Source organism: Enterococcus sp. AZ141, from assembly GCF_051714385.1.
Classification (GTDB): domain Bacteria; phylum Bacillota; class Bacilli; order Lactobacillales; family Enterococcaceae; genus Enterococcus_D; species Enterococcus_D entomosocium.
Genome location: NZ_JBIORT010000003.1, coordinates 25,526 through 42,460, shown reverse-complemented (window position 1 = coordinate 42,460; position 16,935 = coordinate 25,526). Strand labels below are relative to the sequence as shown.

Annotated in this window: 29 protein-coding genes; 25 read left to right on the top strand and 4 right to left on the bottom strand. The window is 37.0% G+C overall.

From position 1 onward, the window contains the following. Positions 1-94: 94 nt before the first annotated feature. The 3 genes from IGI89_RS16975 to IGI89_RS16965 all read right to left on the bottom strand — a co-directional run bounded on the left by IGI89_RS16975 (position 95) and on the right by IGI89_RS16965 (position 2,687). Entirely contained in the window at positions 95-1,240 is a 1,146-nt protein-coding gene (locus IGI89_RS16975) for a tyrosine-type recombinase/integrase (RefSeq protein WP_010749238.1), read from the bottom strand. Positions 1,241-1,337: 97 nt separating this feature from the next. Next, complete coding sequence (locus tag IGI89_RS16970) at positions 1,338-1,757, bottom strand: hypothetical protein (RefSeq protein WP_010749239.1); 420 nt, start codon at positions 1,755-1,757, stop codon at positions 1,338-1,340. A gap of 93 nt (positions 1,758-1,850) precedes the next feature. Beyond that, positions 1,851-2,687 (bottom strand): LexA family transcriptional regulator, encoded by an 837-nt coding sequence (locus IGI89_RS16965; RefSeq protein ID WP_010749240.1) that lies wholly within the window; start codon positions 2,685-2,687, stop codon positions 1,851-1,853. 169 nt (positions 2,688-2,856) lie between these two features. Here IGI89_RS16965 and IGI89_RS16960 point away from each other — a divergent pair, with 169 nt between their 5' ends. The 17 genes from IGI89_RS16960 (at position 2,857) to IGI89_RS16880 (ending at position 11,958) form a co-directional block, all read left to right on the top strand. Beyond that, positions 2,857-3,108 carry a helix-turn-helix transcriptional regulator gene (locus IGI89_RS16960; RefSeq protein WP_010749241.1) on the top strand — a complete coding sequence of 84 codons (252 nt, stop codon included), beginning with the start codon at positions 2,857-2,859 and terminating at the stop codon, positions 3,106-3,108. 29 nt (positions 3,109-3,137) lie between these two features. After that, complete coding sequence (locus tag IGI89_RS16955) at positions 3,138-3,899, top strand: antA/AntB antirepressor family protein (protein ID WP_010749242.1); 762 nt, start codon at positions 3,138-3,140, stop codon at positions 3,897-3,899. 11 nt (positions 3,900-3,910) lie between these two features. Further along, positions 3,911-4,213: a hypothetical protein gene (locus tag IGI89_RS16950; protein WP_438735942.1), complete on the top strand. Its 303-nt coding sequence runs from the start codon at positions 3,911-3,913 to the stop codon at positions 4,211-4,213. A gap of 614 nt (positions 4,214-4,827) precedes the next feature. Then, positions 4,828-5,052 (top strand): hypothetical protein, encoded by a 225-nt coding sequence (locus IGI89_RS16945; RefSeq protein WP_060792329.1) that lies wholly within the window; start codon positions 4,828-4,830, stop codon positions 5,050-5,052. An 11-nt stretch (positions 5,053-5,063) separates the two neighbouring features. Next, entirely contained in the window at positions 5,064-5,258 is a 195-nt protein-coding gene (locus IGI89_RS16940) for a hypothetical protein (protein WP_438735941.1), read from the top strand. A 2-nt stretch (positions 5,259-5,260) separates the two neighbouring features. Continuing rightward, the gene (locus IGI89_RS16935; RefSeq protein WP_438735940.1) at positions 5,261-6,277 is read left to right on the top strand and encodes a recombinase RecT; all 1,017 of its coding nucleotides are present in this window, start codon (positions 5,261-5,263) and stop codon (positions 6,275-6,277) included. Further along, entirely contained in the window at positions 6,240-7,070 is an 831-nt protein-coding gene (locus tag IGI89_RS16930; RefSeq protein WP_438735943.1) for a PD-(D/E)XK nuclease-like domain-containing protein, read from the top strand. Before IGI89_RS16935 ends, IGI89_RS16930 begins: the two co-directional genes overlap by 38 nt. A gap of 12 nt (positions 7,071-7,082) precedes the next feature. Further along, positions 7,083-7,898 (top strand): hypothetical protein, encoded by an 816-nt coding sequence (locus tag IGI89_RS16925; protein WP_438735939.1) that lies wholly within the window; start codon positions 7,083-7,085, stop codon positions 7,896-7,898. Between the two features lie 11 nt (positions 7,899-7,909). Continuing rightward, the gene (locus IGI89_RS16920; protein ID WP_438735938.1) at positions 7,910-8,749 is read left to right on the top strand and encodes an ATP-binding protein; all 840 of its coding nucleotides are present in this window, start codon (positions 7,910-7,912) and stop codon (positions 8,747-8,749) included. Between the two features lie 2 nt (positions 8,750-8,751). After that, positions 8,752-9,216, top strand: coding sequence for a DUF1064 domain-containing protein (locus IGI89_RS16915; RefSeq protein ID WP_438735937.1), 465 nt, complete (start codon positions 8,752-8,754; stop codon positions 9,214-9,216). Further along, positions 9,216-9,422: a hypothetical protein gene (locus tag IGI89_RS16910; protein ID WP_325837274.1), complete on the top strand. Its 207-nt coding sequence runs from the start codon at positions 9,216-9,218 to the stop codon at positions 9,420-9,422. Before IGI89_RS16915 ends, IGI89_RS16910 begins: the two co-directional genes overlap by 1 nt. 21 nt (positions 9,423-9,443) lie before the next feature. After that, positions 9,444-10,040 carry a hypothetical protein gene (locus IGI89_RS16905; protein ID WP_438735936.1) on the top strand — a complete coding sequence of 199 codons (597 nt, stop codon included), beginning with the start codon at positions 9,444-9,446 and terminating at the stop codon, positions 10,038-10,040. A gap of 49 nt (positions 10,041-10,089) precedes the next feature. Beyond that, positions 10,090-10,221, top strand: coding sequence for a hypothetical protein (locus IGI89_RS16900; RefSeq protein ID WP_438735935.1), 132 nt, complete (start codon positions 10,090-10,092; stop codon positions 10,219-10,221). Positions 10,222-10,362: 141 nt separating this feature from the next. After that, positions 10,363-10,548: a hypothetical protein gene (locus tag IGI89_RS16895; RefSeq protein WP_438735934.1), complete on the top strand. Its 186-nt coding sequence runs from the start codon at positions 10,363-10,365 to the stop codon at positions 10,546-10,548. Between the two features lie 14 nt (positions 10,549-10,562). Then, entirely contained in the window at positions 10,563-11,561 is a 999-nt protein-coding gene (locus IGI89_RS16890; RefSeq protein WP_438735933.1) for a tyrosine-type recombinase/integrase, read from the top strand. Between the two features lie 11 nt (positions 11,562-11,572). After that, positions 11,573-11,764, top strand: coding sequence for a hypothetical protein (locus IGI89_RS16885; protein ID WP_438735932.1), 192 nt, complete (start codon positions 11,573-11,575; stop codon positions 11,762-11,764). A 41-nt stretch (positions 11,765-11,805) separates the two neighbouring features. Continuing rightward, on the top strand, positions 11,806-11,958 hold the full coding sequence (locus IGI89_RS16880; protein ID WP_195960761.1) for a hypothetical protein: 153 nt from the start codon (positions 11,806-11,808) through the stop codon (positions 11,956-11,958). Between the two features lie 271 nt (positions 11,959-12,229). Here the strand turns inward: IGI89_RS16880 and IGI89_RS16875 are convergent, their stop codons facing one another. Then, on the bottom strand, positions 12,230-12,868 hold the full coding sequence (locus IGI89_RS16875) for a CPBP family glutamic-type intramembrane protease (RefSeq protein ID WP_429966699.1): 639 nt from the start codon (positions 12,866-12,868) through the stop codon (positions 12,230-12,232). Between the two features lie 222 nt (positions 12,869-13,090). Here IGI89_RS16875 and IGI89_RS16870 point away from each other — a divergent pair, with 222 nt between their 5' ends. The 8 genes from IGI89_RS16870 to IGI89_RS16835 all read left to right on the top strand — a co-directional run bounded on the left by IGI89_RS16870 (position 13,091) and on the right by IGI89_RS16835 (position 16,824). Then, the gene (locus IGI89_RS16870) at positions 13,091-13,576 is read left to right on the top strand and encodes a hypothetical protein (RefSeq protein WP_194193248.1); all 486 of its coding nucleotides are present in this window, start codon (positions 13,091-13,093) and stop codon (positions 13,574-13,576) included. Next, positions 13,566-13,766 carry a hypothetical protein gene (locus tag IGI89_RS16865; protein ID WP_438735931.1) on the top strand — a complete coding sequence of 67 codons (201 nt, stop codon included), beginning with the start codon at positions 13,566-13,568 and terminating at the stop codon, positions 13,764-13,766. Before IGI89_RS16870 ends, IGI89_RS16865 begins: the two co-directional genes overlap by 11 nt. A gap of 3 nt (positions 13,767-13,769) precedes the next feature. Continuing rightward, positions 13,770-13,907, top strand: a complete 138-nt coding sequence (locus IGI89_RS16860) for a hypothetical protein (RefSeq protein WP_185080495.1) — start codon at positions 13,770-13,772, stop codon at positions 13,905-13,907. Positions 13,908-14,089: 182 nt separating this feature from the next. Then, the gene (locus IGI89_RS16855; protein ID WP_438735930.1) at positions 14,090-14,560 is read left to right on the top strand and encodes a hypothetical protein; all 471 of its coding nucleotides are present in this window, start codon (positions 14,090-14,092) and stop codon (positions 14,558-14,560) included. Positions 14,561-14,860: 300 nt separating this feature from the next. Continuing rightward, entirely contained in the window at positions 14,861-15,556 is a 696-nt protein-coding gene (locus IGI89_RS16850; RefSeq protein WP_438735929.1) for a hypothetical protein, read from the top strand. Between the two features lie 63 nt (positions 15,557-15,619). Then, positions 15,620-15,952 (top strand): hypothetical protein, encoded by a 333-nt coding sequence (locus IGI89_RS16845; protein WP_438735928.1) that lies wholly within the window; start codon positions 15,620-15,622, stop codon positions 15,950-15,952. Between the two features lie 11 nt (positions 15,953-15,963). Beyond that, on the top strand, positions 15,964-16,509 hold the full coding sequence (locus IGI89_RS16840; RefSeq protein WP_413139683.1) for a hypothetical protein: 546 nt from the start codon (positions 15,964-15,966) through the stop codon (positions 16,507-16,509). Continuing rightward, a complete protein-coding gene (locus IGI89_RS16835; RefSeq protein WP_438735927.1) occupies positions 16,510-16,824 on the top strand; it encodes an HNH endonuclease in 315 nt (104 codons plus the stop codon). The last annotated feature ends 111 nt before the right edge of the window (positions 16,825-16,935 follow it).

Below are 16,935 nucleotides of genomic sequence, written 5' to 3'. Positions count from 1 at the left end.
CTTCATTAAAAACCCGTTGAGGCTCTAGGGCTTTAACGGGTTTTGTCTTATACATATAGTCTAAAGGGGCAGGAAAGGGGCAATAAATTGTAGTTTAAAGTCCATCCTTTTCCAAATCTTCTAGGATATTTGCACGCATATTTTTAGTAACGTGTGTGTAAATTTGATTTGTAATCTTGGAGTCCTCATGTCCAACTCGATCCATGATCGCTTTTAACGGATATCCTTTTTCGGCAAGCCATGAAATATGGGTGTGACGAAAAATGTGGGATGATAAATTCTTATGTTCAAGTCCAACTCTTGCTCCAGCTTTTTTCAGGCCGAGGTTGAAAGAATTAATTTGAACGGGAACGCCATTTTTGGTTACAAACAGATAGTTCAATTTTTCAAATTTAGGATTCTCAATAGCATCCAAATTCACCTCATCAATGGTTCGTTGAACGAGATCAATTGTCCTTTTTGTAATATCAATCGTTCTATAAGATGCGTTTGTTTTAACGGGTCCTTTGATACCTTTGCGATAGCCTTCAGTTCGGTCTATTGATCCATTTACATGAGCTTGACGATTAACTAAGTCAAAATCATTTGGCTGCATTGCTGTAGCCTCACCAACACGCATACCAGTTAAGAACATAAATTCTGCCAGTCTAGCCAAACGATAAGTTGATGGCCTGCGATAAAGTTCCTCAATTAATTTCTCAGCTTCTTCACGTTCTAAGTACTTGTTTTCGAGTTTCTTGAAGTCCTCACGGGTTTTTGGTCTTTTCTTGATAATAACGTCAGCCATTGGATTAAAATCCACGTAGCCCATTCTACGAGCGTATTCAAATACCATGTTGAATATAGATTTTATTGTACTTAGGTACTCATCCGAGTAGTCAAGTTTGTTGAATGCAGTCTGAAGAAGGGGAGCGTCAATGTTGTCTGCCCAAACATCGGCACTAATCATACCCTTAACTGATTTTATTGTTGCGTTATACGCCATTTTGGAACTATTTCTAAGCGGCTTTTTATGCCCTTCGTACCACTGATCAATCGCATCATGAAACATGATCCGCTCTTTTTTCTTCTCATTAATCGCTTCGTTAATCTTTATTTCTAATAGCTTACGTGCCTTGTTAGAGGCTTGAGCAGAATCGCTTGTGAGTATAACACTTTTCTTTTTGGTCTTCTCAGAGTACGGATCCTTATATCTTTCTACATACTTGAATTTTCCATCCGCTAGTTTCTCAATCCACACTTTTAACAACTCCTATTTTCTGATACAATAGGCGTAACCTATTGGTTATTTTCTGTTTGCACGCCCCCTGACTGTCAGGAAAGAGGGGCGTGCTTTTTTAGTATGCTATAAGTCCGTCGTTATAAAAATAAAGTTCCTTTTCATCTTTTTGGTTCTTATCATCTGAATCTTTATAGGTGTACTCGTAAGTAAAAGCAGTTATTGCTTTATTTTCTTCTAGGAGCACTTTCACTTGGGCAAACTCTATAGCTCTATCGTAAATTTTTTTATACTCATTAGGAAATTCGTCTTCATCTGTCATAGCAAGTAGTTGCGAGTAAGTACTTACTGTTTCATCGATCAATTCAGAAACTTCCGTCTGTTTTTTGTAGGTTTTCTTAGGGGTTCCTAGAACCTCTTTAACTTCTTCACTTGTCATACCTTTGCCTAAATCATCGAAATCCTCTGAAGATAAAGAATTTCCACATGCGCTCAAAAACATAAGGGATAATAAAAACAACCAGTAAATCTTTTTCATGTAATGACCTCATTTCTTTGATATAATAATTTTGTAATCTCTCAGAAATGAGGAACCCTTATCGAAGCTGGAACTTCGGTTGGGGTATTTTTTTTATAGTTGTACAATATAAACAACAACTTTTCCATAAACTCTTAAATCTTTAGCTTCGTCATAATCAACTATCAAATCAGTGAAAGATATATTATTTGAATCTGGTCGAAATACCAACCGCTTATTTTCTCTATCATTAAAAAATCTTTTGACAGAAAACTCGTTATCGTTGCTAAAAACTACAATATCTTCATTTTTTAGTTCAGAGAAGTCCATGATTTTCTTTACTGCTATAAGAGAACCATTTGGTATAACATTATTCATAGAATCTCCGTTGGTTCTTGTGAAAAAAATATCTGTCATACCAGAATATTTTCCCATCGCATAGTCCGGAATAGCAATTTGTTCAATATGATCTTGATCAAATGCTTCGATGGATGTGGGCAAACCAGCAGCAACAGAAGTATCAAAAAAATTATAATCATGTGTATCATGATAAACAGCAGTTATATTGTTTCCTCTCTCTGTTTTCATTTGACTTAAACTCATTCCTAAGTCACTTGTTTTTTTTGCGAGTTCGCGAAAATCACTTTCATTAAATTTCCTTCCAGAACTTAACTCGTTCATCACATCTTTTTTCAAACTTAAAAAATCGTAATTATGAGCAAATCTAGGATCAATTTCAATTTCCGGAACTCCAAAGGCTTTTGCTATTTTTTTGACGTTTTCTTCTTTTATCGTCGATCTTTGAGAAAAATAACCAGAGATAGTTGAAGCTGGAATACCTGTCATTTGGGAAATTTGAGCTTGAGTCTTTCCGTGGGTAACTTTTTTTAGATTTTCAGATATTTCTTTACGAAGTTGTTTTTCAAAGTTATTTAATGCAGGTCTAGCCATTTTTAGATCCTCCTAAGATTACTATTATACTAACATTCTAACGGATAAACTCGTTATTGGCAATGTATCAGCAATAAAATAACTATGTTTTTTAAATAAAAAAACGAGTTTACTAGTTGACTAAACGAATAAACTCGTTTATATTTGTTTACGAAGAGGAGGTGATTCTATGAAAAAGAAAGTTTCTCTAGAGGGTGCAAGAGTTTTAGCAGGAATGACTCAAAAAGAAGCTGCTTCAAAATTTGGCGTGAATTACCAAACGCTAGCTAGTTGGGAGCAAGACTCGAACAAAATGAAACAAAAGTATGTTCAAATGATTCCAAGTTTATATTATGTAAATCCAGAAGAAATTTTTTTTGGTACTAAAAACGAGTTTACTCGTTATTGGATTGATAAAACAAGTGACTGTGTAGTTAAATAACAAAAAAATCGATCGCAAGGAGGATAGTTATGTACGAGTTAATCAAAGTTACAACAAATGATAACGATGAACAGTTAGTAAGCGGTAGAGAATTGCATGAGTTTTTGGAAGTGAAAACACCCTACACACAATGGTTTGAACGTATGGTCGAATATGGATTTGCCGAAAACGTTGATTTTATAGGTTTATCACAAAAAAGTGAAAAACCATATGGTGGGAGACCAATAAACGATCACACGATGAAACTAGACATGGCTAAAGAAGTTTCAATGATCCAGCGGACTGAGAAAGGGAAACAGGCTAGACAATATTTTATTCAAGTAGAAAAGCAGTACAAGCAACAATTAATTGATACTTCAAATCTTAGTCCAGAACTACAAATGTTCCAAGGGTTGTTCACGGCGGTTGCTAAGCAAGAAATTGCCACAAAACAATTGGAATCAAAAATAGACAGCGTATCAGAAATTGTAGCACTAAATACACTTGACTGGCGTAAAAATGCGAATTCATTGATCAATCAGATTGCCCGTATTCAAGGTGGTGGCAGCGATACACATAGAAACGTAAGGAATGAAATTTACAAAGAAGTTGAAAGACGTGCTGGGGTCAATCTTTCTATACGTGTGACAAATAGCCGCCGTCGAATGGCTGATGAAGGTGTAAGTAAATCAAAACGAGACAAGCTTAATCAAGTCGATGCTATTGCTGGCGACAAAAAGTTAGTCGAGATCTATTTATCTACAGTAAAAGATTTTGCAATAAAATATCAAATTTGGAATGACAACTTTTAGGAGGGATCGAATTGAAAAAGCCGACATTAAAAGAATTGATCGTATCTGCTGAAAAAGAAGTAAATCCAGATGATTGGTATCGGCAAGGGCTTATCTTAGAAAAATTTCACGGAATGTCAAAATCGGCTTTGCTGCAATATTGCAAAGAGATGGACGAAATTCCTGAATTCGCAGAAGGTTTACTTCGCCCGGGGCCTTCAACCACGTTTATTCATTACCAAACATTCTTATGGTTCTTAAAGTGGAAAGATACTAATAAGTATTTAACCAATAAATTATCGCCACACGAGGTGCTTGGCGGTGCTACAGCATGAACTATAACTTGCAACAAGAACTTATGATCCACGGTCTTATCAAAGAAAAGATGAGAACCTTACACGATCAACTTAACGATCGAAAAGTACCACTGACTGACACGCAACGAGATTTATCGATTCGGGAATTAAGGAGTTACCAAGAGTTGATTTATCAGAATCGGCTTAATCGGCAAATAGAATTGAGGTGATTTTATGAAAGGTTTACGAAGATCAGCATTCATCATCACTATATTTTTCTCGGGCGTTTGGTTCGGTAACTACCGACAGTTGCCAGATTGGGCGGTCGTAGCATTACCAGTGTCAATCATGTGGTGGTTGATCAAGTATGACGAGATTGCTTATAGAAGACGATTAAGGAGGGGGGGACAAAATGCTGATAGAAGAGAAGCTTCATCAGTTCCAATGCAAGAGCTGCAATAGGATGAAACTCATCAACGCTACAGAATTGAAAAAATGTGAGCCGTGGAAAGGTCCCTACTGCACGAAATGCGGCAGACGTCTCAAGGAGATTAAGAAATTATATGCAAAAAAATAGCGACTCCGCCGGCAAGCATTGAGTCGCATACGAAACATATCTGGCTACATTGTAGCACGAGAGGAGAAATTTTCAAATGATTACTATTACTGGACTTAACGATGACATCTATACAGCAATGCTTGGGAACGCTCAAGAGCGAGTAATCGATAGCATCATGACTGCCGCTAGTCAAGGACGCACAAGCATTACGATCGCTAGTAAAGGACTAACGCCAGGGTTCTTGTCTCAACTTCAGAACGAAGGAGTGGACAATCTGGTAGAACAAGACGGACGTTACAAATTGTTTTGGGAATTTTAAGAGGTGATTATATGAATGTTTTTGATTCATTAGGTGCTCGTCAACAGCCTGAAACTGAACCAAATCAAATCGCCGTTGATTGGAAAGGCGATCCACTATACAAAGGCGACACCGTCTACACAACTGATTTGGGATTAGTTCATGAAGATCAGATCATCGACTACGTAAAAGAAAACTACAGAAAAATAAATATTGGAGGAATTTAAAAATGGCAAATGATTTAACTCAAACAACGCAACGTTCATTAGACGAGCAAGTAATTGGCAATCTAGATCGGTTAAAAGATCAAGGGTTAGAAATGCCGCCAAATTACAGCCCACAGAATGCATTGAAGAGTGCTTTCTTCGAGCTTACAAATAACACAGCAGGCAACTTGCTTCAAGCAGCTGCTAACAACCAAGAAACGAAGACATCAATTTCCAATGCCTTGTTGGACATGGTTATTCAAGGACTATCACCTGCGAAGAAACAATGCTACTTCATCAAGTATGGAAACAAAGTACAGCTTATGCGTTCATATTTTGGCACCATGGCAGTTCTTGATCGTGTAACAGGTGGAGCTGACATCACACCTGTAGTGGTCCGAAAAGGCGATGATTTTCAAGTGGGAATGGATGGACCAAATATGGTAGTAACTAAACACGAAACCAGTTTTGAAAATCTTGATAACGAAATTGTTGCTGCCTACGTAGTAATCAAGCTTGCTAATGGCAAAGAAACCACAACGGTCATGACCAAGAAACAAATTGATCAAAGTTGGGCTAAGTCAAAAATGAAGGGTTCTGGACCTCAAAAAGAATTTCCGGAAGAAATGGCAAAGCGTACGGTAATCAACCGAGCAGCTAAAGCTTTAATCAACACGAGCAATGACAATGATTTATTCGTTCAAGCTGCAAAAGATACACTTGAAAATGAATTTGATGATCGTGAAATTAAACCTGCAGAACCAGTTAAGGTTCAAGCAATCGAAAATAAATTACAACAGAAAATGGGCATTAAGCAAGCAGAACCAGTTGAAGAATCAGCACCAATCGAAGACTTGATGAAACCGAAAGAAGCTGTTGATCAGGAGGCGGACGAACAACCAGTTGATTTGGAATCGTTAGAAAAAGCAACCAAAGAAGCAAATCCTGTTCAAGGTGATTCTGGTATCATTCCTAACTTTGAAAGAGAGGAAGGTGCCAATGATGAAGGAATCCTCCCAGAAGAAGATTACCCGTTCTAAGATCAAGCTCAATGATGATAATTACTACGGCAATGAAGCGGACTGGCAATACATGTCGGTATCTCAATACAAAAATTTTCTCAAATGTCCTGCAGCTGCTTTAGCCAAACTAAAAGGTGACTGGCAACCATCATCTGATCCAATCGCTCTATTAGTTGGTAACTACGTTCATTCTTATTTTGAGGATCTAGCTGTTCATGAAAAATTTAAGGAAGAAAATAAAAACAGGATGTTTTCTTCTAGAAAACCTTATGGACTTTTGAAAGATTTCAAGATCGCTGAACAGATGATTGATCGACTGATCGTAGAAGATGCGTTCCTGAATCTATACCAAGGCGAAAAAGAAGTGATCGTAACTGGGGAACTATTTGGTGTCGATTGGAAGGGGAAAATTGATTGCTTAAATCTCGATGATGACTATTTCGTAGATATCAAAACAAGTAAAGACATCCATGAAAGAAAATGGAATGAGATTTACGGCCAACGATGCACCTTCATTGAGAATTTTGGGTACGTCTTGCAGATGGCTGTATATTGCGAATTACTCAAACAGCAATACGGAAAAGATTTTGTTCCTATAATCGCTGCAGTTTCTAAGCAGACACCTAGCGAAGCGAAGTTGATCACACTGGACGAGGACAAAATGTCATTCGAGTTAATCAACTTAAGAGACAACATCGATCGTATTCAACGGATAAAAATGGGTGAAGAAAAACCAGAAGCTTGTGGAACTTGTGAGTATTGCCGGGCAAATCAACGAATAACCGGATTTACAAGTATGAACGACTTGTAAGGTGGTGATTTCATGGTGAAAGGCGCATTTCAAACAAGTAGAGAAATATTTGAAAACCCAATTTGGACGGATGTCGTTAAGTTTAGAATCTTCTTCTACATTTATGGAAATGCTGTTTTTGCCAAAGAAGGCACCAACATTGCAGGCATCCATCTGAATCGTGGTCAGTATTTAAGATCGTACAGGAATTTACAAAATGATTTGGCTTACATGGAGAAAAGAGCATTCAAGTATTACTCTCTTAACACCATTAAGAGCAAAATTGAACAACTGGTGAAGGAAAATCGAATCGAAATTGAAACTACCGATTACGGAACACTATTTACAGTACTGAACTATGAGGAATACCAAGGGTTTGAGCGTTACACAAAAACCATAAGTGAACAGCAACAGAACAGCAACAGAACAGCAAGTGAACAGCAACAGAACAATAATAAGAATGTTAATAATGATAAGAATGTAAAAGATAGTACGTCAGGAAAACGCCAAAAGCGCGTTTACGCGGACGACGACCCTTGCAAAATATTATCGAATACTCTGTTAAAAGTTATCAGAAAGAACCATGAAATCAAAGAACCCGATCTTGATAAATGGGCAAATACGATTCGTCTTATGATTGAAAAAGACAAACGGCCAGGAAAGGATATTCAAGAATTGATTGTTTGGTCAGGTGAAGACGATTTTTGGTACAAAAATATTCTTTCTGCGGATAGTTTGCGAAAACATTATGACAAGATGATGGCTCAGAAAAAACATCCTATGAAGAAAAATATCGGTCAACGTTTGAAATCAGAAGAAGACTACGATTACAACAAACTGCCGTTTTAATGAGGTGAAATATGGAAACGCTAGGTCAAGGCATTCAGAAAATGATAGCGCAGAGGCTAGAAGTTCGTGGCAAGTGTCCAAACTGTGAGGGGAATATGTACGGATGGAAAGAAAAGAACCCTGATGGTTCAGAGCGTTGTTCTCCAGTTTGTATGGCTTGTGGCTACTATGATATGCGGCGCAAAGAAGACAGAGAAACTGATCGAATTTATCAAGAAAGCTTGAAGAAAAAAACAATTGACTTCTTCAAGTTCGGTTCAGTTTTGACTGATAAAAGTTTGTTCGATTGCACATTTGATAATTATAAACAAATAGATGAGGAAACAACTTCAGCAGCCAAGATGGCACAACGGTTTGTCGAATCGGTACTAAATGGCGAACCGAAACACATGGTACTAGGCGGTAAATCCGGAAGCGGAAAAAGCCATTTATCTATGGCTGCAACGTGGGCAATTATTGAACAGTCGGATTACACGAAAAAATGCTTGTTCATTAGTTATCGGGAATTTTTAGAACAGATTAAATTTTCTTTTAACGACAAAGAACTTCGCAAACAAATTCAAGGATCACTCATGAAAGACATCAAAACAGCCGATCTGGTTGTGGTTGATGATCTAGGAGCCGAGTTGGGTGGAACAAAGGCGGGTGAGAGTACAGCATTCACTAATGACATAATCAACTCAATTTTTGAAGCTCGTCAGAACCAAGCAACGATCATTACAACGAACTTGGTTGGGAAAGAAATGGGGAAGGCGTATGGCCAGCGGATCACATCAAGAATTTTTAAGAACTCAGAGGAATGTTGGTTCCTGTTCTCTAAAACAGCAGATAAGCGGCTAGAAAGGGTGTAAATATGGTCAAAGATATCAAGAGAGCGAAATATGGTAACAGTAAGGTGTTAGTCGATGGCATTACCTTTGATTCTAAAGCGGAAGCCAGATACTACAAGATTTTGAAGCAAAAAGGGATGAGCTTTCTGCCAATATCTGATAATTTTTGCGAGATGCAAAAAAATATGATCTTGCAAGAGGGATTTTATAGTGATGGTTTGAAGGTAGCCCCAATACATTATCGAGCAGATTTCGTCATTTATGAAGAAGGCAAGCTGGTTAAGGTAGTTGATGTCAAAGGATATCAAGATGCAATCTCAATGTTGAAAATGAAGATGTTTGCTAACCGATATGGTTTCCCGGTGACATTTGCAAAGTTCAATTCTAAAACCAATAGATTCGAGGAAATGAGTTGCTTTGAATCAGCTCGTCAGCAGCGCAAAAGAGCAAGCGATCGCCACAAGAGAAAATTGGAGGGAATCAAGTGATGGAGAAGTCTAAAGAATGGAATGTTCAATTTCTGGACGTAAATGGCGATGTCAAATATCAAATCAGCCAAACCTGTACAGAATCGAAAGCAGTAACACTTGCTCGAAAGCTGGAACAGATGTGGCGAACACGACCGGCAAACGAACGCAGCAGTAAGAAAAAATCAAAGCTAGTTGCAATTCGATCAAGAAAAAATCTTTTATAAAAAAATTGGAGGAAAACAAAAATGACTAAACAAGTAAACTTTCGACCAGAGGTAAAAAAGGCTACATCAAAATCTAACGGAAACGTAGAAGTGCTACTAGTGGTAAACAACGGATCGCTGAAAGGCCGTTATGACGATTTGAGCGACTTTTTAGGCAAGACAGTATCAGTTACTATCCAACCTGAAACAGTCGGCTACACGCTTCCTATCAATAAACAGACTAAACGTCCGAACGTGAATTATGCAGTAAATAGCGATGGAACAATTGAAGTCTTGAAAGAAGAACAAACTTCATTAGATGTCGGTGATGGTGTCGAAGAAATTGAAATGGTTGAGATTCAAGTTTCCAAAGAAACCATTGATGAATTCATTAAAAATGCTATCTCATTGCCGTTACCGGACAGCATCACAATCAATCCTCGTGATGTATTAATTCAAATTGAAGAAGGCGAGAAAATTTCCGAAGTAGCTGCTGTTTATGAAATGTCTGAAGATGCATTGATTGATCAGATTGATATCTCTCGTCAGTACTTCGCACCATTCGCTGATACTTGGAGCAAGAAAAAAGATGAGGTTATCTTCAAAGAATTATCAGGTGATTCGGATGGGGAAGAGTGACGGCAAAATAATTATTCTGGAAGATGCAAAATTCTATTGGAGAGTTGGCGTGATTAACCAAGCAAAAGATCTCTTCGGCAAAGGGTTTAAGCCTAGCGAAGTTGCTCAAATCATGAATGAGAAATTGATCGATGTTGGTTTATTGTACCTTCACTTGATGGAAAGTAAGCAGATTAAGTAGGTGATTCCATGACATGCAATCGATGTAAAGGCGAAAGGATTATTTGGGGAAAAGATATGTTTGACCGGGCAGTAGCAATCAACTGTCCGGTCTGCAATAAAGGTGGTGTTGCTGTTCGCAAAGAATCGAAGGAGTGGGGAAATGGACATTCTCGAAGTATTTTGGACAAACGTTGACTGGCACTTGAAAAATAAAAATTTAACTCTAAGAGAAACTCATGAAAATGCGAGAAAGAAAAGAGCTGGCATTCAATTGCGGACTGTTGAAGAGATTGCCAAATCTTTAAAGATCGATGATTATTCGATACTTTTTGAACAAATAGATTGAAATGAGGTCTGCTGTTGAAAAGTGTAGAAAAACTTATCAACCAAATTTTAGTGGATGTTGAACTGTTAATGGACTCTAACCAACTGGCTACTCTAAAAGTTGTTTTGACAGTTGAATGTACGAAGTATTCGATCACAGAGCAGAAAAACGAGGTTGTGATTTATGATGAAACATCCGACATTGCCGCCTATAAGCAATTCTTCGTTTCCAAGAAGATACAGGGGCTTTCAAGCGGTACTTTGAATCTTTATATGCAGACAATCAATCTCTTCATGAGAAGCGTTAGAAAGCCGTTTAGTGATGTTACTACGAATGACATTCGATTGTTTATTGCAAACCGAGAAATGATTGACAACGTAAGCAAAGGAACACTCGCAAGAGAACGAGGTTGTATTGTCCGATTCTTCAAGTGGTTATGCAACGAAGAATATATTGCAAAAGATCCTGGGACAAGAGTAGAAGCCATCAAAGTACCCAAACGTAGGAAACAGGAATTCAGCGAGCTAGAAGTTGAAAAGTTGCGATCAGAAACAGCAAATTCCAAAGAAGCTTTAGTGATTGAGTTATTGCTTAGCACAGGTTGTAGGGTTTCGGAATTAGTTTCACTCAATTTTCGGGATTACGATCAAGAAAATGACTCAATCACGGTGATCGGTAAAGGCAATAAGCAGCGAACGCTATACCTGAATGCAAAAGCGAAGATTGCGTTAAATCATTATCTGAAAGACGTGCCACATATCACTGGGCCATTATTCTTCGGACAAACAGTAGGCAAGGAAATGACATCAGCAGGAGTTCAGAAGCTTGTAAAGCGTTTGGGCGATCGAGCAGGTGTAGCAAATGTCCATCCGCATAGATTCAGACGAACTGCAGCCACCTTGGCAAGAAGACACGGGATGCCAATCGAATTGGTGATGAACTTCTTGGGTCATGAATCAATCGATACGACGTTGAAATATTCAATGATCGGCGACGAGGAACTCAAGTTGTCTCATCAGAAATTTGTTAGTTAGGAGGAAATAATTTGGATAAAAAATACTATGTTGTGATGGAGGATGCGAGCGATAAGCTTTACGCATATTTTCCCGGGACAATGTTGTGCTGGACTGATCGCAAAGATGCAGCAGGTGAATTTGATACTGATCGAGCTGATTTCTTAGTAGCAAATTTGCAAGAATCAGGTGAGGAAGATTTTTACAAAGAAGAATGTAGTTGAGAATCGGAAGAAATAGCAAACTGAGAAAGGATAGTTTGATAATGACTGATAAAAAGATAAAGCAAATAGTAATTGATGTTGAAATTGGGGAATATTGTGTAGAAGAAGTGGGTTTTAAGATTCCAGAAGAGCTAGATGCGGAAAATGTCGAATATATATTTGGTAGCGTGCTTGCAAATATGAATGATGATTAAGTAAGCTATCCACCAAAATTGTGGAAATAAAAAAACTACCCTAAAAGAGTAGCAACAGAATCATAAATTATTTTTTTTGGAATCGGAAATTCCGTGTTTAACTGCCAATCTGATGATTCCATAAAGCATAAATCCTATAAAAATATACCAAATAAAAGCTAAAAAAGTTCCCAAAGCAATACCTCCTTTTAGGTATTGTAACATATTTTACCAAGTCAGTTATCCGACGAAATAAAAAAGCCAGCCCTAATTAGGCTGGATAGTATGAATATTAACCGAAATAAAAAGCTAACAAAATAGCAGTGAAATCAAATATTAAATGAGTTGCATAACTGGTAACTATAGAATTACTCTTAATAGCAGCTTGGTTAAAGAGAATCCTTGCCGCTCCTTGTATTAATAAGATATGACCTAATGTATGGATAATATTACCATTATCATAAGTGGAATAATGTATTAGCCCAAATATGATCGCTGACAATATGCTGGCAATTGGAAGACGAAATTTGCTGGAGAAAATGGATAAAATGAAAATAGAAAAGAGTTCTTCACCCAATATCATTATTGGCAAAATAAGAAAAAGTAAAGGCTGAACAGCTTCTGTAGCAGAATTTCCTTTGAGATCCCATTTCAATACATGTTCTAATATCACAGAGACAATGAAACTCAAAATCAGATTTAAAAAGAAGTACAGAAGGAAGTTTTTAATTGGTGCAGTGGGTTTAGAAAAAAGGGACTTTATACTACCCGGCCCATAAACATAGCGAAAAGCAATAAAACCTGTGACTGTCAGTGCAAGTATACTGACTATTGATGGTCCCCATAACAGTCCCCAAAGGCCTAATAAAACTATAAGAGTACCTACTATTACTTTTTTTAATTCTAAATTTCGATTTAATAATTTATCCATTTTTATAGCTCCTAATAAGTTATTGTGAAACAAAATTCAATATACTCTTAAAAATAAAATAAACAATATTATTTTATTTCCGAGCTTAAAAAAAACGCTTTAATGAGAGTAAATTTATCTAATTATACTTTAATTGCCAGTATAGAGGAAATAATAAAGTTTAAAAAAATATAAAAGGGAATTCCGTAATCGTCAGCGATAGCAAACTGAAGGAGTGATCAATTGAAGACAGATTTGACCAGACAAGCAGAGAAATGCTTATGGAACTATACAAATAAAATGGGTGTTTTCGGATGTTTTGAAGTCACTATCGGTTGGTACGGCAAAGAGCGAGTGGACTATATCACGTATTCAACAGATAACACGATTCGCTGTTATGAGATCAAAGTCACGCTAGCTGATTTGAAATCAAAGGCAAGTCAAACGTTTATCGGTGATTATAACTATCTCGTGGTAACTAACGAACTATGGGAAGTGATCCAAGCCGATCACGATTTAGGTTGGAAATACTATTATGAGGGCATTTTGATTTTTGATGAACTCAGCCACAACATCGGCATAACAAGCGTTAAAAAAGCCAAAAAGCGAAATGTCACGATCGGAACAAGGGCGACTGTACTAGAAAGTATGGTTCGTTCGCTCAATAGAGAAGTCGGAAAACTATATAAATTGGCACCATTTTGGGAGTTGAAAGCCAATGAAAATTAATCACTATACAGTACTAGCTATTGTATCAATACTGATGACAATCGCAGGTCTAAGTTGGCTATCCTATACAATAGTGGACCAGCAGAAACAAATTGAGCAGCTAGAACAGCAGCTGCAGCATGAGCAGATGAAGTACAAGATTATTATCAATGATCCGCTAGTGCGAGATGCGATGGAAAGTGGAGGATAAATGATGGACTTTGCAGTGTTAGTAGCCGTGGCACTTTTTGCCACAGTATTTGCTAGTGTGATTTTCGGTAAAGAAATGGATGAAAAGGAGAAGAAAGCCATTGCCAAAGAAAAAATCGAAAGTAAAAAAGAAGAAGCGTAAGTTGCTAGAAAAAGCCAAGGCGAACGGAACATTGAATAAAAGGGTCCTTGGTAAGACCTTGAAGAGTTTGATCATTGATGAAGAACATCAGTATGGCTCACATTTTGATAAATAAAAAAAGCCACTACCTTTTGGGTAAGTGACCTGTGACAAGACTATTTTACCATAAAGGGGTGGCGTTTGTGAGATTTCAATGGCTTAAAAACTACCAAGACTTAGAAGAACAAATACTCTTCATGAAATGGAATCTTAACAAGAGTAGGTTGGAATTAGATCGATGGGTCAACGGTGATTTAGCAAACGTGCGCCTTGAAAAGAATTCAAGATCATCATCGTTGGAAGAAAACATTAGGATCATAGAGAATGAACTGGCGCTGCTTGAAAAAGAAAAAGTCGAACTGTTAGAATTGATCGATTCATTCAGCGGTGCAGATGTCCAAATTGTAAAGTTAAAGTATATTGATGACATGGATGTTTATGATATAGCAGATGCTACAGGCTACAGCGTATCTTATATCAGAAAGCGGCATACAGAGATTCGCAAGACATTATCATTCGTGGATGAGTATGAGGCACGGCGAGAGGAACGCTGGAAGAAGCAAGAAGAAATGGACTACTATTCAGCAGACCAGGATCAGTTGAGCTTGTTTTGACATTGCCACAAAATGCGACCTCAAAGTCTGTGTATATTTCTTGATTTAAACGGGTTATAGTAATAGCGTAGAAGAAACGGAGAGTCGGTTGTTGGACTACTCACAATAATTCATAAACCGAAAGGGGGAAAGCTCCTTATCGCTTATTCTTCTTTGACGGATATATAAAGACAGCACAATTTTTTGAATCGAGGTGAAACTCCTCATTTCAGAATTCGCTAGTGCTGTCTTTTTGATATTTGCTTTTCTTCTTTTGTTCGGTATGATGTTTATATTAGAGATAAGGGGAGTGTTAGAATAATGAATAATATAGAAGTTAATAATGACTATTTAGCTTATATGCTTGGATTGATGAATGGAGAATACAAAGATAAAAACACAAATTTAGATTTTTTTATTATTGCTGATAGTCCGGAAGAAGCGTCTGAGAAGTACGGATTTGATGATATACATCAAGCAATGTCTCTTGAATGGATCCCATCCTATTCAGTTTCTCAAAGTATAAATGATTACGGAGGATTTGAAAGTTCGCATTTACTGTCAATTTGGATATCAAAAGCTTTAAATTTGAAATACCATTATGACTATAAAGTTAATGAAAAAGCTATACAAGCGTTACTTGATAAACCAAATTATAAAGAAATTGAGCGTTCAGTAATAGTCGAAATAAAGAGAATTTATTCTGAAACTCAAAATTATTTAAATAATGCTTTTAACGCAAAGTATGTAACTTTGAAAAGGTGTCTTAATTATAAACAAGAAAATGAATACAATAATAATAAAGAGGTGAAATTTAATTTTTTAACATCTTTTTTTGATGAAAACAGTAGTTTAAGTTATCCAGGTCGAAATCAAATTTTAAAACTAAAAGTAGATAAAAAGTATATTTTTGCTTATACCAATTTATCGTATAATAATAATACTTTAGGATACCTAGAAAATGAAGTGTTGGTTATCGGTTTACCTACTATAAAAAAAATTATTAAAAATAACTAATCATATTAACTAACACCTGATTAACCACAGGTGTTTTTATTATGCCCAAAAGGAGAGACGATCATGAAGAAACCACAGGATCACAAAAAGAAATCTGTTTCAGAAAAACAAGACGACTTTATCAAGTTACTGACTCAGTTACGAGAAAAGAAGGACATGGATGATGTTGCTGATCTGTTCTGGAAAGTCATAACGGCTTACGGACTGAAGGTAGATGAACTTGCAGCACTGAATTACTACACGATGAAGCGATCGCTTGAGGCACCTGTCAATGCAACGCTACTGAAAGAACGAATGAAGTTGGATGTTACTCAGCTTGGAGTAGATGGAATCTTACAAGTGCAGCGTGCATTGATCACCATCTACTCTGAACAGTTATCTAAGACGACTAAGTGAGGAGTGATATCATGTTCCGTAAAAAGAAAAAAGAACACAACATAATGATCAAAGTTAGAGATGGACATTGGGTACATGGAACAATAGAAAGCTTACCTTATGATAATCACAGCATGTTAACAATCTATAATTTAACATTTGGTATGGTTCGTAATATAAACGGTAAATGGGTTAGCTTTGTTTCAATCTCAGAATTGTTCGAAAGACATGGATGCAAAGAGATTTTAATAGAAAGCGATGGTTGTTTATATCAATATGAAAATAAGACTAAACCAAATGAATTGGAAAGAACTCCGCCAAACGTAGAAGAAAAATCTAAAGAGATAAACAATCTTCTTGAAATAAGATTAAAAGATTTAGATTCAGTCCCAGAAGTTTATTACAAAGGCGACGAATTATTTAATGGCCGATTGATAAGCATTGATTATCAATGGGAAACTACAGGAAATTTACCGATAGGGAAACAGTATATAAAGATAACTGGATATGATATTGAAGGATACCAATCAAACAAATATCCTTCCAAAGATTCAATTATCCACGGCAGAGAGTTTTAGATGATTCCAATAGTAAAAACCAAAGCAGATCGTGCTAGGTTTTACGGATCGACTAAGTGGCGCAACTTAAGGCAAGTAATACTTGAAAGGGATCACTATGAATGCCTGTGGTGTAAATCAGAAGGCAGACTGACAACGCAGTATGATTCGACACTGGAAGTTGATCACATCAAAGAGTTAGAAACAAATCCAGAGCTTGCGTTTGATCCAGACAATCTAAGAACGTTATGCAAGGACTGTCACAACAAACGACATGATCGAATGAACTATCGTGGGCAACCAAAGAAAAGAAAGTGGGATGATGAGTGGTGGTGAGTGACAAACAAAGAAAACAGAATCCCAAAAATGAATAAAAAATTAAACCAAAGTGGGGACTAATACACCCCCGGTCGAATTATTTCGGGGTCAAATCCCAATCTAGGGAAC